The organism is Pseudomonas sp. LBUM1646, from assembly GCF_059716165.1.
In genome coordinates this window covers 554919-567869 of record NZ_CP166810.1, presented here as the reverse complement: position 1 = coordinate 567869, position 12951 = coordinate 554919, and the positions used below count along the sequence as shown (strand labels likewise).

The following is a 12951-nucleotide window of genomic DNA, read 5'->3' as shown; positions in this document are numbered from 1 at the left end:
CGCCGCCGGAACAACCTCTCGGCAATCCAAGAATTTATATCGTCTGCCCACAAGGCCAGTCGCAAACTCAGGCAACCGATTCTGGAAGCCTTTCCGCCCTGGAGCAAGCCATGCAAGACCTCGATCCCGTCGAAACCCAGGAATGGCTGGACGCCCTGGAATCGGTTCTCGACAAAGAAGGCGAAGACCGCGCTCACTATCTGATGACCCGTATGGGCGAATTGGCGACCCGTAGCGGTTCGCAACTGCCTTACGCCATCACCACGCCATACCGCAACACCATTCCTGTTACCCACGAAGCACGCATGCCTGGCGACCTGTTCATGGAACGCCGCATTCGCTCGTTGGTTCGCTGGAACGCGATGGCCATGGTGATGCGTACGAACCTGAAAGATTCGGACCTGGGCGGTCACATCTCCAGCTTCGCCTCCAGCGCCACCCTGTATGACATCGGCTTCAACTACTTCTTCCAGGCCCCGACCGACGAACACGGCGGCGACCTGATCTACTTCCAGGGCCACACCTCGCCAGGCGTTTATGCCCGCGCGTTCATGGAAGGCCGCATCACCGAAGAACAAATGAACAACTTCCGCCAGGAAGTCGACGGCCAGGGCTTGTCGTCCTATCCGCACCCTTGGCTGATGCCTGACTTCTGGCAGTTCCCGACCGTATCCATGGGTCTGGGCCCGATCCAGGCGATCTACCAGGCACGCTTCATGAAGTACCTGGAAGCCCGTGGCTTCATCCCTGAAGGCAAGCAAAAAGTCTGGTGCTTCCTGGGCGACGGCGAGTGCGACGAGCCGGAATCCCTGGGCGCGATCTCGCTGGCTGGCCGCGAGAAGCTCGACAACCTGATCTTCGTCATTAACTGCAACCTGCAGCGCCTCGACGGCCCGGTTCGCGGCAACGGCAAGATCATCCAGGAACTCGAAGGCGTGTTCCGTGGTGCTCAGTGGAACGTGACCAAAGTCATCTGGGGCCGTTTCTGGGACCCGCTGCTGGCCAAAGACGTCGACGGTATCCTGCAACGTCGCATGGACGAAGTCATCGACGGCGAGTACCAGAACTACAAAGCCAAAGACGGCGCGTTCGTGCGTGAACACTTCTTCAACACGCCAGAACTCAAGGCGATGGTTGCTGATCTGTCCGACGACGAGATCTGGAAACTCAACCGTGGCGGCCACGACCCGTACAAGGTCTACGCGGCGTACCACGAAGCGGTCAACCACAAAGAACAACCGACCGTCATCCTGGCCAAGACCATCAAGGGTTATGGCACCGGTGCCGGCGAAGCGAAGAACACCGCGCACAACACCAAGAAGGTTGATGTTGAAAGCCTGAAGCTGTTCCGCGATCGTTTCGACATCCCAGTCAAGGACGAAGAGCTGGAAAACCTGCCGTTCTTCAAGCCAGAGCCGAACAGCGCCGAAGCCCGCTACCTGAGCGAGCGCCGCACTGCACTGGGCGGTTTCGTGCCACAGCGCCGCGCCAAGAGCTTCGATATCCCGACACCGCCACTCGATACCCTCAAGGCTATCCTGGACGGCTCGGGCGACCGTGAAATTTCCACCACCATGGCTTTCGTGCGGATCCTCGCGCAACTGGTCAAGGACAAGGAAATCGGCTCGCGCATCGTTCCGATCATCCCGGACGAAGCCCGTACCTTCGGTATGGAAGGCATGTTCCGTCAGTTGGGCATCTACTCGTCCGTCGGCCAGCTCTACGAGCCAGTCGATAAAGACCAGGTGATGTTCTACAAAGAAGACAAGAAGGGCCAGATCCTCGAAGAAGGCATCAACGAAGCGGGCGCCATGAGCTCCTTCATCGCTGCCGGTACTTCGTACTCCAGCCACAACCAGCCAATGCTGCCGTTCTACATCTTCTACTCGATGTTCGGCTTCCAGCGTATCGGCGACCTTGCCTGGGCCGCTGGCGACAGCCGTACCCGTGGCTTCCTGATCGGCGGCACCGCCGGCCGGACCACGCTCAACGGCGAAGGCCTGCAACACGAAGATGGTCACAGCCACATCCTGGCCGGCACCATCCCGAACTGCCGCACTTTTGATCCAACCTACGGCTATGAGCTGGCGGTGATCATCCAGGACGGCATGAAGAAGATGACCGAACAGCAGCAGGACGTTTTCTACTACATCACTGTGATGAACGAGTCCTACCAGCAGCCAGCCATGCCGGCCGGTGTCGAGGAAGGCATCATCAAGGGCATGTACCTGCTCGAAGAAGACACCCGCGAAGCGGCGCATCACGTTCAACTGATGGGCTCCGGCACCATCCTGCGTGAAGTCCGTGAAGCCGCGAAGATCCTGCGTGAACAGTTCAACGTCGGCGCTGACGTGTGGAGCGTTACCAGCTTCAACGAATTGCGTCGCGATGGCCTGGCCGTGGAGCGCAGCAACCGTCTGCACCCGGGCCAGAAGCCTAAGCTGAGCTACGTCGAAGAGTGCCTGAACGGCCGTCAAGGTCCGGTCATCGCCTCTACCGACTACATGAAGCTGTTCGCTGAACAAATTCGTCAGTGGGTCCCGTCCAAGGAATTCAAAGTCCTGGGCACCGACGGTTTCGGTCGCAGTGACAGCCGTAAGAAGCTGCGTCACTTCTTCGAAGTCGACCGTCATTTCGTGGTGTTGGCAGCCCTGGAAGCCTTGGCTGACCGTGGTGATATCGAACCTAAGGTGGTGGCTGAGGCTATCGTCAAGTTCGGGATCAACCCGGAAAAACGCAACCCACTGGACTGCTGAGGAGACAATCTGTGAGCGAACTCATTCGAGTACCTGACATCGGCAGCGGTGAAGGTGAAGTAATCGAACTATTTGTGAAGGTCGGCGACCGTATCGAAGCCGACCAGAGCATCCTGACGCTTGAGTCGGACAAGGCGAGCATGGAAGTGCCTGCGCCGAAAGCCGGCATCATCAAGAGCCTGAAAGTGAAGCTGGGCGACCGCCTGAAAGAAGGCGACGAACTGCTGGAGCTGGAAGTCGAAGGTGCCGCTGCTGCGGCCCCTGCGCCTGCCGCTGCTGCGCCGGCTGCCAAGGCTGAAGCGAAACCGGCGGCTGCTCCTGCCGCCGCCGCTCCAGCTGTCGCGCCTGCTGCCGCTTCGGTTCAGCAAGTGCACGTGCCGGACATCGGTTCGTCGGGCAAGGCCCAGATCATCGAGATTCAGGTCAAGGTCGGCGACACCGTCGCGGCTGATCAGTCGCTGATCACCCTGGAATCCGACAAGGCGAGCATGGAAATCCCATCGCCTGCCGCTGGCGTGGTCAAGGCCATCAGCGTCAAGCTCAATGACGAAGTCGGCACCGGCGATCTGATCCTGGACCTGGAAGTGGCGGGTGCTGCGGCCCCTGCTGCTGCCGCGCCAGCTCAGGCTGCTCCGGCCGCCGCCGCTGCTCCAGCGCCAGCCGCTGCGGCCCCGGCTGCACCGGTTGCCGACAGCGTTCAGGACATTCACGTCCCGGACATCGGTTCGTCGGGCAAGGCCAAGATCATCGAAGTACTGGTCAAGGCTGGCGACACCGTCACCGCCGACCAGTCGCTGATCACCCTGGAATCCGACAAGGCGAGCATGGAAATTCCATCGCCTGCCGCTGGCGTGGTGGAAAGCGTTTCCATCAAGCTGGATGACGAAGTCGGTACTGGCGACCTGATCCTGAAGCTGAAAGTCAAAGGCGCTGCACCTGCTGCTGCACCGGCTCCTGCCGCTACCGCCGCACCGACCGCTTCTGCTCCTGCTCCATCTGCCGCGGCACCTGCTGCTCCGGCAGCCGCTGCTCCCGCTGCGGCTCCGGCCAAGCCAGGCGCCAAGGTTCACGCCGGCCCGGCTGTGCGCCAACTGGCCCGTGAATTCGGCGTCGAGCTGAGCGCGGTCAGCCCAAGCGGTCCGCACGGTCGTGTGCTGAAAGAAGACGTGCAGGTTTACGTCAAAGCCATGATGCAGAAGGCCAAGGAAGCACCGGCCGCTGCGGCTGGCGCCACCGGCGGCGCGGGCATCCCGCCGATTCCGGTCGTGGACTTCAGCCGCTTCGGTGAAACCGAAGAAGTGCCGATGACTCGCCTGATGCAAATCGGCGCGTCGAGCCTGCACCGCAGCTGGTTGAACATTCCGCACGTGACTCAGTTCGATTCGGCTGATATCACCGACCTGGAAGCGTTCCGCATCGCCCAGAAAGCCGTTGCAGAGAAGGCTGGCGTCAAGCTGACCATCCTGCCGCTGCTGCTCAAGTCGTGTGCGCACCTGCTCAAGGAACTGCCGGACTTCAACAGTTCGCTGGCACCAAGCGGCAAGGCGATCATCCGCAAGAAGTACGTGAACATCGGCTTCGCGGTCGACACCCCGGATGGCTTGCTGGTACCGGTCATCAAGAACGTCGACCAGAAAAGCCTTCTGCAGCTTGCGGCTGAGGCGGCTGTGCTGGCTGCCAAAGCCCGCGACAAGAAGCTCACCGCTGACGACATGCAAGGCGCCTGCTTCACCATTTCCAGCCTCGGCCACATTGGCGGCACCGGCTTCACGCCGATCGTCAACGCGCCGGAAGTGGCGATCCTTGGTGTTTCCAAGGCAACCATCCAGCCAGTCTGGGACGGCAAAGCCTTCCAGCCGAAACTGATGCTGCCGCTGTCGTTGTCCTACGATCACCGTGTGATCAACGGCGCCGCTGCTGCACGCTTCACCCAGCGTCTGAGCAGCCTGCTGGCGGACATCCGCACCATCCTGCTGTAACAAACCGGCGGGTCCTCCTTTACCGGAGGGCCTGTCGCGTTCGACGATTTCCGAGCGCCACGCTCGTACCTCAACCCCGCCAATTTGGCGGGGCTTTTTTTTGCTTTGAAGAAAGCACTGATTTATTTCCTACGTCCGCGGCTTACTTCGCCCACAACTTCAGTCCACTTCGGCTCGATATTTTTTGCACGCCAATAACTAGGCTTAGTTTCATAAAGTTCAGCATGAACTTTGACACCTAAATTAGCTTAGTTAGCATTAACTCGAACGGACTCGAACATGTTCAAACCAACTGTTGGCCCGATTATTGGCCACACCACAACTAACCATGCGCGTATCTTCTTGCGCGGTGACAGTCAAAATGACGCCTTGGTATTTGCGGGCATCCGTTATCGACGACTGAGCGAAGAGCGCTGGACTAAAGGCGTGTTTGCAAAACTCTCAGTCTTGCAGGACATGGCCGATGTCATTGCATTAAATACCCTGAGCGAAGATACCGAATACGAGTATCAGGCCGGTTGGTTCAGCCCCATGAGCCCGGTGCATACCGTAGAAACCGTGGGGGAGTTGCCGCTGCAATGGCCGCGGGAGATCTATCGTTTCCGCACTCGATCCAGCAAGGCCACGTTGCCACGGGCTTACATCGTCGGGTCTTGCCGATACCTGCGCATGACGGCCGGTATAGCCTCGACACCGCATCTGGGCGACCGGATTTTTTCCTCGATCACGAAGCTGGCGGAACAGGCTCATCCGCCAATCAGCGCCACACTGATGACCGGCGACCAGATTTATGTTGATGACTTGAACCTCGTTGCCCCCGACCGGGAATACAACGACATACTGCGTAAATACCGCGCGGCTTTTTCACAGCCCAATATCAGCAGACTAATGTCTGGTACGCCGACTTACATGATCCTGGACGATCATGAAATCGAAGACAACTGGCCCGCCAACAAAAGTAAAAACGATGATTATTTGTATAAAAATGCCATTGGCGCCTATGAGATATATCAAGCCAGTCACAGCCCGGCGCATGAACTACTGACCGACGGGCAAATAAGCCGACAACGGCAACAGTATTGGTATCAATTTACCGAAGGCGATATTGAATGGTTTGTTACCGACAGCCGAACCCGACGCAATCTATCTGCCGATGATCGACGCATCCTTGATGCAGAACAGGAACAAACGCTGCTCAAATGGCTGATCAACAGTCCGGCACGGGTCAAATTCGTGGTCACCAGCGTGATGTTCTACCCCGACCGCAAAAGCCATGGCGACGACGCCTGGAAAGCCTTCCCCGAACAGCGCCTGCGGTTACTGGAGACAATTCGTACACACCGTATCCAGAACGTCATCATCATTTCCGGTGATGTCCACGGCTCCCTGACCAGTCGTCTGACCCACAGCGAAGATCCGGACTTCGAGATTCACACCATCGTTTCGTCGCCGCTGTGCAACAGCAAACTGCTGCCATATGCCAAGGAATCGACCTTCATCCTTGATCAGCCGTTGGTGCAAACAGCCGCTGGCGACTATCGGCATGAGCTGACGAGCAAGGTGGTGAGCCAGGATAATTTTGCGCATGTGGTGGTTGAGGCGCAGCAGATTCGCGTCAATTACCACGACCGGGATGGCAACCTTTTGCAGTCGGTCGGCATTCCGTTGCGTTAATAGCAAAAGATCGCAGCCTTCGGCAGCTCCTTGCGCCTGTGGGCGCCGCCGAAGGCTGCGATCTTTTCGGCCAAAACCGTTACTTTCTGCCCTGCGCTGAAGAAATCCCCCCTCCTGCCGACATATTCTTATAGCACTTGGCCTTCATGTCTCTTGTCAGTCGGTGCCGCAATGATGCAACCTTGCCGCAGGCAACAGTAAAGAGGGCGAGAGCCCGGCGCGATCAGCATATTCGAAGCGAGTTTCCCTCCATGAAAAGCCAACCCGATGCCGCCAGCCGTATGGTGGCCGAGGTAGTGACGCAGTTGCCTGTGCCCTCGCGGCTCGGCATGCTGCGTTTCGAACGGCTGAATGAAGCGAGCTGGGCGCTGTTGTTTCTCGATCCCAATTGCGAACGCCAGTTCGGCCTGCCGGCGGTGGAGCTCTGCGCGCTGGTCGGTTCGCCCTACGCCAGCCTGATGGAGCCCGAAGCGCGCTATCAACTGCATGACGCGATCCAGCTGCAACTCACCGAAAGCCCGCATTACCTGATCCGCTACACCCTGCACACCGCCGCTGGCACCTTGAGCCTGCTGGAACTCGGCGAAGCCTACAAACAACACAATCGACACCTGCTGCGCGGCTACCTGCTGGTGGTGGACGGCTTATTCGACGGTGAGCCGCTGCTGCCGGCCCTGGACCTGGAAACCCAGAACTCGCGCCTGCAAATCGCCCTGGAACTCAACCAGCGCGCCCAGCAGGAACAACTGCAGCACCTGGACCGGGTGCGCGCCCAGCAAGACTTGATCCTGCTGCTGACCCGCCAGCGCTACAGCACCGGCAATTCCCTGCAAGAAGCCGCCGAACTGATCACCCGTTGCGCCTGCGACATCTACGAAATCGACTGCGCCAGCCTGTGGAACCTCGAAGGCTCGACCCTGGTGCCGATCTCGGCTTATCACCGCGCCACTCAGGAATACTTGCTGCCGGAGCCGATCGACGTCAGCAGTTTCCCCGACTACCTCGACGCCTTGCACACCAGTCGCGCTATCGACGCGCATAACGCCATCCGCGATCCGCGGACCCGGGACATGGCCGAAAGCCTGCGCCCGCGGGACGTCAACGCCATGCTCGACGCCAGTATCCGCGTCGATGGTCAGGTGGTCGGCGTCCTGTGCCTGGAGCAGACCGGTGCCACCCGCGCCTGGCAGTCCGACGAAATCGCCTTTGCCGGTGAGCTGGCGGATCAGTTCGCCCAGGTCATCAACAACCACAACCGCCGCACCGCCACCAGCGCCCTGCACCTGTTCCAGCGTGCGGTCGAGCAAAGTGCCAACGCCTTTTTACTGGTCAATTGCGACGGCGTGGTCGAATACGTCAACCCGAGCTTCACCGCGATCACCCAGTACAGCACCGAAGAAGTCCACGGCCAGCGGCTGTCGGAACTGCCGGCGCTGGAAAACCTCAGCGAACTGCTGTTCGATGCACCCTCGGCGCTGGCCAAGAGCAACAGCTGGCAGGGCGAGTTCAAGAGCCGCCGCAAAAACCTCGAACCGTACTGGGGCCAGTTGTCGATCTCCAAGGTTTACGGCGACAACCGCGAACTGACGCATTACATCGGCATCTACGAAGACATCACCCAGACCAAGCTCGCCCAGCAGCGCATCGAGCGCCTGGCCTACACCGACAACCTGACCAACCTCGGCAACCGCCCGGCGTTTATCCGTAACCTGGACGAACGCTTCGCACGAGACAGCGATACCCCGATCAGCCTGTTGCTGGTGGACATCGACAACTTCAAGCGGATCAACGACAGCCTCGGCCACCAGACCGGCGACAAACTGCTGATCAGCCTGGCCAGGCGCCTGCGCAACAGCCTGAGCCCGAGCGGCAGCCTGGCGCGCTTCGCCAGTAACGAATTCGCGGTGCTGCTGGACAACACCGACCTCTCGGCCGGCCAGCAAGTCGCCAACCAATTGCTGGCGACCCTCGACAAGCCTATGTTCGTCGACAACCAGTTGATCAGCGTTACCGGCTCCGTAGGCCTGGCCTGCGCGCCGCTGCATGGCCGCGACCCGCAAACGCTGATGCGCAACGCCGGCCTCGCGCTGCACAAGGCCAAGGCCAACGGCAAGCATCAGGTCCAGGTGTTCACCGAAGCGCTGAATGCCGAAGCCAGCTACAAACTGTTCGTCGAAAACAACCTGCGTCGCGCCCTGACCCAGAATGAGCTGGACGTGTTCTACCAGCCCAAGCTGTGCCTGCGCAGCGGTCGTTTGCTGGGGATGGAAGCCTTACTGCGCTGGAACCATCCGGAAAAAGGCATGATCCGCCCGGACCAGTTCATCAGCGTGGCGGAAGAGACCGGCCTGATCATTCCGATCGGCAAATGGATCGCCCGTCAGGCCTGCCGCATGAGCAAGGATCTGACCGCTGCGGGACTGGGCAAACTGCAAGTGGCGATCAACCTGTCGCCCAAGCAGTTTTCCGACCCGGACCTGGTGGCGTCCATCGCCAGCATCCTCAAGGAAGAAGCCCTGCCGGCCAACCTGCTGGAGCTGGAACTGACCGAAGGCCTGCTGCTGGAGGCCACCGAAGACACTCATTTGCAACTCGACCAGCTCAAGCGCCTGGGCCTGACCCTGGCCATGGACGACTTCGGCACCGGTTACTCATCGCTCAGCTACTTGAAAAAATTCCCGATCGACATCATCAAGATCGATCGCAGCTTCATCCACGAAATCCCGGACAACCAGGACGACATGGAAATCACCTCCGCAGTGATCGCCATGGCCCACAACCTGAAGCTCAAGGTCGTGGCTGAAGGCATCGAGACCGCCGAGCAGTTGGCGTTCCTGCGCCGCCACCGTTGCGACGTCGGCCAGGGCTACCTGTTCGACCGCCCGATCCCCGGTTCCGAGCTGATCGAAAAGCTCAAACGCTACCCGCGCGGCCCGATTGCCTGACAGCGGCGTAACACTCGGGCAAACTGCGTGTCTGACAATTTACATTCAACCTGACTGAGGGGACTGATGATGGTCTTGCGCTCGGAAATTCTGGTGAACAAAAACGTGCTCCCGACTAAAGAACAAGCTCTGCCCGGCCGTGAAACCCCGATGAACCTGCCGGAAAAACACTTTGTCCACGACGCGCCGTTGCTGGGCCCGTTCGCGATGGACGTGGATTTCGCGATCTTCGGCCTGGGCTGCTTCTGGGGCGCGGAACGCAAATTCTGGCAGCGCGAAGGCGTGGTCAGTACGGTGGTGGGTTACGCCGGCGGCTTTACGCCGAACCCGACGTATGAAGAAGTCTGCTCAGGCCTGACCGGCCACAGCGAAGTGGTTCTGGTGGTCTACGAACCAGCGAAAGTCAGCTACGACGAACTGCTGAAGATGTTCTGGGAACTGCACAACCCCACTCAGGGCATGCGCCAGGGCAACGATATCGGTACTCAATACCGCTCGGTGATCTACGCCACCAACCCGGATCAGTTGGCCGCCGCCAAGCACAGCGAACAAGTGTTCCAGGCTGAACTGACCAAGGCTGGCAAAGGCACCATCACCACCGAAATCGACGAAGCGCCGACGGTCTACTTCGCCGAGGCCTATCACCAGCAGTACCTGGCCAAAAACCCTGAAGGGTATTGCGGGATTGGCGGCACGGGCGTGACTTGCCCGATTTGATCGTTTGACCTGATCGTCCCCACGCTGCGTGGGAATGCCTCGATCTGATCGTTCCCACGCTCCGCGTGGGAATGCAGCCTGGGACGCTCCGCGTCCCTTTCGCGAGCTGGAACGCGGAGCGTCCCTTGAGGCATTCCCACGCAGAGCGTGGGAACGATCAGTCACGATCGGTCAACTCTCAGCAATCAACCAATCCATCTGCCACCCACCCTGGGTCTGCCCAAGCTTCTTGGACAACCACGGCAGCAGCTCACGCAATTCCTCTTCCAGCCCCCACGGCGGATTCGCAATCGCCAACCCCGAGCCGTTCAGGCTATTCGGCGTATCCAGCGGATGCACCAACAACTCCACCCGCAACAACTTCGGCGCGCCCGAGCCGGCCAGGTCCTGATAGAAACGACGCAGCAGGCGCTGGTCCTTCACCGGGTACCAAATCGCCGCCACCGTTTGGCGCATCCGGCCAATCGCCTCTTTCAGCGACGCCGCACAGCGCTGCATCTCATCAAGTTGCTCGAACGGCGGATCAATCAACATCACCGCGCGCTTCTCCTGCACCGGCAACATCGCCCGCGGCACATGCCAGCCCTCGCCCAGATGAACCTTCACCCGACGATCACCGGCCATATTGTCCTTGAGCAGCAAACCGTCTTCAGGATGCTTCTCGTTGAGCATCACCCGATCCTGCGGCCGCGTCAGCCGCCGCGCCAACTCCGGCGACCCCGGGTAATAGCGCAACTGGCCATCCGGGTTCATGTCGTGCAACACCTTCATGTAATCGGCGGTCAGCTCCGGCAGATCCGGCTGATCCCACAACCGCGCGATCCCTTCCAGGTACTCCCCGGTACGACTCGCCTGATCACCCTGCAGGTCATACAGACCAATACCGGCGTGAGTGTCGAGATAGGCAAACGGCTGCTCCTTGCGCGACATCAGGGCGATGAGGCGGGTCAAAGTCAGGTGTTTGAACACATCGGCGTGATTGCCGGCATGGAAGGCGTGACGATAATTCATGATTGCTCCTGCGAAGGCCGGGAAGTTTACCTTGTACCGAGCCTAACGTCAGGGGTTCGCGGCTGAGCGGGCATTTGATCGCGCCTGACGCCACACGGTGATCGTTCCCACGCTCCGCGTGGGAATGCCTCCAGGGACGCTCCGCGTTCCAGCCGCACCACCGGCGCCAAGTCCTGACACCGAAGTGACGCAGAGCATCACGGGCTGCATTCCCACGCAGGAGCGTGGGAACGATCAAACGCCGAACCTCGATCGATCCCATGCTCCGCGTGGGAATGCCTCCAGGGACGCTCCGCGTTCCAGCCGCACCACCGGTGCCAAGTCCTTACACCGATGTGACGCAGAGCGTCACGGGCTGCATTCCCACGCAGGAGCGTGGGAACGATCAAACGCCGAACCTCGATCGTTCCCATGCTCCGCGTGGGAATGCCTCCAGGGACGCTCCGCGTTCCAGCCGCACCACCGGTGCCAAGTCCTTACACCGAGGTGACGCAGAGCGTCACGGGCTGCATTCCCACGCGGAGCATGGGAACGATCATCACGTAGCCCTACTCCGGCGACCGAGCCCGCAACCGCCGCCCAATCACATCCATCACATCACACCCATCCCGCAACGGAATGGCGCAGAGCAAGGCAAAGTCACTGAGGATGAAGGACTCACATTCGATTGAATCGCGCATGGACAGGTTCTCCAGCACCTGGGTAACGGCGCGGATTCGATAGTTGGCAGCGTCATACAAAACATCAAGCGGGGCGTGGGTGTCGACGAACAGGGTGGGCATTTCACAGCAATTGCTGGTGAGCGCCATGTAGCGGTTGTCGGGGTGGGGGACTGGTTTTTCGTAGGGTGGGTCGGGGTGAAGAGTTTTCATTTTTTATAGACCTTGGTGGTTACATTTGAGCTACCAACGGCCTTTCCTACGGGCTTGGGTGGCAGCCGTGCGCGGGAGTAGGAAACTGAGGTACCCACCAAACTCAGCCACGCCGAAGCGTGTCCCGCGCACAACCGCCGCGAACGATCTTACGGACACGAATAAAGTGCCGCAATCAGACGACAGCGCAGATGCGCGGTGAATACCCAAGGGTTCCTACACCCTGCCACTACATTTGCAGCGACAGCCAAAGACTATCCACGGATCTCACATCGCACCAGTTCATGGAAACCGCTACATCTTGAAGGAAACTTCCGATGACCTTGTCCGGAAATTTCGCAGCCCGTTGTGATCAGGGACGGGCAATTCCATTAGCTAATCTATCTGCTATATGGAGCAGCCAGGACACGCCGGACTCCCACACATTCCAGTAGCAGTAGTAACAGCTCAGCTCTTTCAAAAGATAATTTCGTAATTCCATCTCATCCTCCCCCTTATTAAGCAGAGCATTAATTTCTCCTCTGACAATAGTGAGATCTTCCGAGTCAGAATCAGCGAGAAAAGCATCTATTACTTGCTCAGCGGTCTCATGCTCCACCGTCCAGTCTTGGTGGAAATACGCTCCCAAAAACTCATGCAACTCGGGAAATTGCTCATTCATTTCCCTGTAAATTCTGCGAGTAAAACACACCCTTTAGGCAGACTCGGCTCTTCCATAAAGTATTTACCGATCAAACAGACTCAGATCCAACTTGGAGCAGCACTCAAAATAATACTTAGAACTGCACTCACCCTGACCATTCCTAAAATCAAGGATTTGCTTATGCAGGGACTGAACCGCGGAATCATAAATAGTTCGCATACTGTCTAAAACCAAGCAAAGATTATAAATCTCATCATCTCGCTTCATATTTTCATTTCGATACTCTTCTCTCGACATAATTCCGCGAAATCGAGAAGTATGAAACGGCAATTCAACACTGCACCGAAACATCCA

8 protein-coding genes are annotated in these 12951 nt (G+C 58.9%); 5 read left to right on the top strand and 3 right to left on the bottom strand.

Annotated elements, in window-relative coordinates:
- The first annotated feature begins 110 nt into the window (after window positions 1-110).
- From aceE to msrA, 5 genes are all read left to right on the top strand, one after another.
- The gene (gene aceE / locus ACA071_RS02480) at window positions 111-2756 is read left to right on the top strand and encodes a pyruvate dehydrogenase (acetyl-transferring), homodimeric type (protein WP_497642981.1); all 2646 of its coding nucleotides are present in this window, start codon (window positions 111-113) and stop codon (window positions 2754-2756) included.
- An 11-nt stretch (window positions 2757-2767) separates the two neighbouring features.
- Window positions 2768-4735 carry a dihydrolipoyllysine-residue acetyltransferase gene (aceF, locus tag ACA071_RS02475; RefSeq protein WP_497642980.1) on the top strand — a complete coding sequence of 656 codons (1968 nt, stop codon included), beginning with the start codon at window positions 2768-2770 and terminating at the stop codon, window positions 4733-4735.
- Window positions 4736-5014: 279 nt separating this feature from the next.
- Window positions 5015-6409, top strand: a complete 1395-nt coding sequence (locus ACA071_RS02470; RefSeq protein WP_497642979.1) for an alkaline phosphatase D family protein — start codon at window positions 5015-5017, stop codon at window positions 6407-6409.
- 251 nt (window positions 6410-6660) lie between these two features.
- Window positions 6661-9354 (top strand): sensor domain-containing phosphodiesterase, encoded by a 2694-nt coding sequence (locus tag ACA071_RS02465; RefSeq protein WP_497642978.1) that lies wholly within the window; start codon window positions 6661-6663, stop codon window positions 9352-9354.
- A gap of 69 nt (window positions 9355-9423) precedes the next feature.
- Window positions 9424-10071, top strand: a complete 648-nt coding sequence (msrA, locus tag ACA071_RS02460) for a peptide-methionine (S)-S-oxide reductase MsrA (RefSeq protein WP_497645259.1) — start codon at window positions 9424-9426, stop codon at window positions 10069-10071.
- A gap of 171 nt (window positions 10072-10242) precedes the next feature.
- Here the strand turns inward: msrA and ACA071_RS02455 are convergent, their stop codons facing one another.
- The 3 genes from ACA071_RS02455 to ACA071_RS02445 all read right to left on the bottom strand — a co-directional run bounded on the left by ACA071_RS02455 (window position 10243) and on the right by ACA071_RS02445 (window position 12615).
- Window positions 10243-11082: a 23S rRNA (adenine(2030)-N(6))-methyltransferase RlmJ gene (locus ACA071_RS02455; protein WP_497642977.1), complete on the bottom strand. Its 840-nt coding sequence runs from the start codon at window positions 11080-11082 to the stop codon at window positions 10243-10245.
- 548 nt (window positions 11083-11630) lie between these two features.
- Window positions 11631-11954: a hypothetical protein gene (locus tag ACA071_RS02450; RefSeq protein ID WP_497642976.1), complete on the bottom strand. Its 324-nt coding sequence runs from the start codon at window positions 11952-11954 to the stop codon at window positions 11631-11633.
- Window positions 11955-12306: 352 nt separating this feature from the next.
- Complete coding sequence (locus ACA071_RS02445) at window positions 12307-12615, bottom strand: contact-dependent growth inhibition system immunity protein (protein ID WP_497642975.1); 309 nt, start codon at window positions 12613-12615, stop codon at window positions 12307-12309.
- Window positions 12616-12951 lie beyond the last annotated feature (336 nt).

What these genes read in the sequence shown, in the direction of transcription:
- ACA071_RS02450 (WP_497642976.1), bottom strand. Translation starts at nt 11,954, where the DNA reads ATGAAAACTCTTCACCCCGACCCACCCTACGAAAAACCAGTCCCCCAC.
- ACA071_RS02465 (WP_497642978.1), top strand. Translation starts at nt 6,661, where the DNA reads ATGAAAAGCCAACCCGATGCCGCCAGCCGTATGGTGGCCGAGGTAGTG.
- ACA071_RS02445 (WP_497642975.1), bottom strand. Translation starts at nt 12,615, where the DNA reads ATGAATGAGCAATTTCCCGAGTTGCATGAGTTTTTGGGAGCGTATTTC.
- msrA (WP_497645259.1), top strand. Translation starts at nt 9,424, where the DNA reads ATGGTCTTGCGCTCGGAAATTCTGGTGAACAAAAACGTGCTCCCGACT.
- aceE (WP_497642981.1), top strand. Translation starts at nt 111, where the DNA reads ATGCAAGACCTCGATCCCGTCGAAACCCAGGAATGGCTGGACGCCCTG.
- ACA071_RS02455 (WP_497642977.1), bottom strand. Translation starts at nt 11,082, where the DNA reads ATGAATTATCGTCACGCCTTCCATGCCGGCAATCACGCCGATGTGTTC.
- ACA071_RS02470 (WP_497642979.1), top strand. Translation starts at nt 5,015, where the DNA reads ATGTTCAAACCAACTGTTGGCCCGATTATTGGCCACACCACAACTAAC.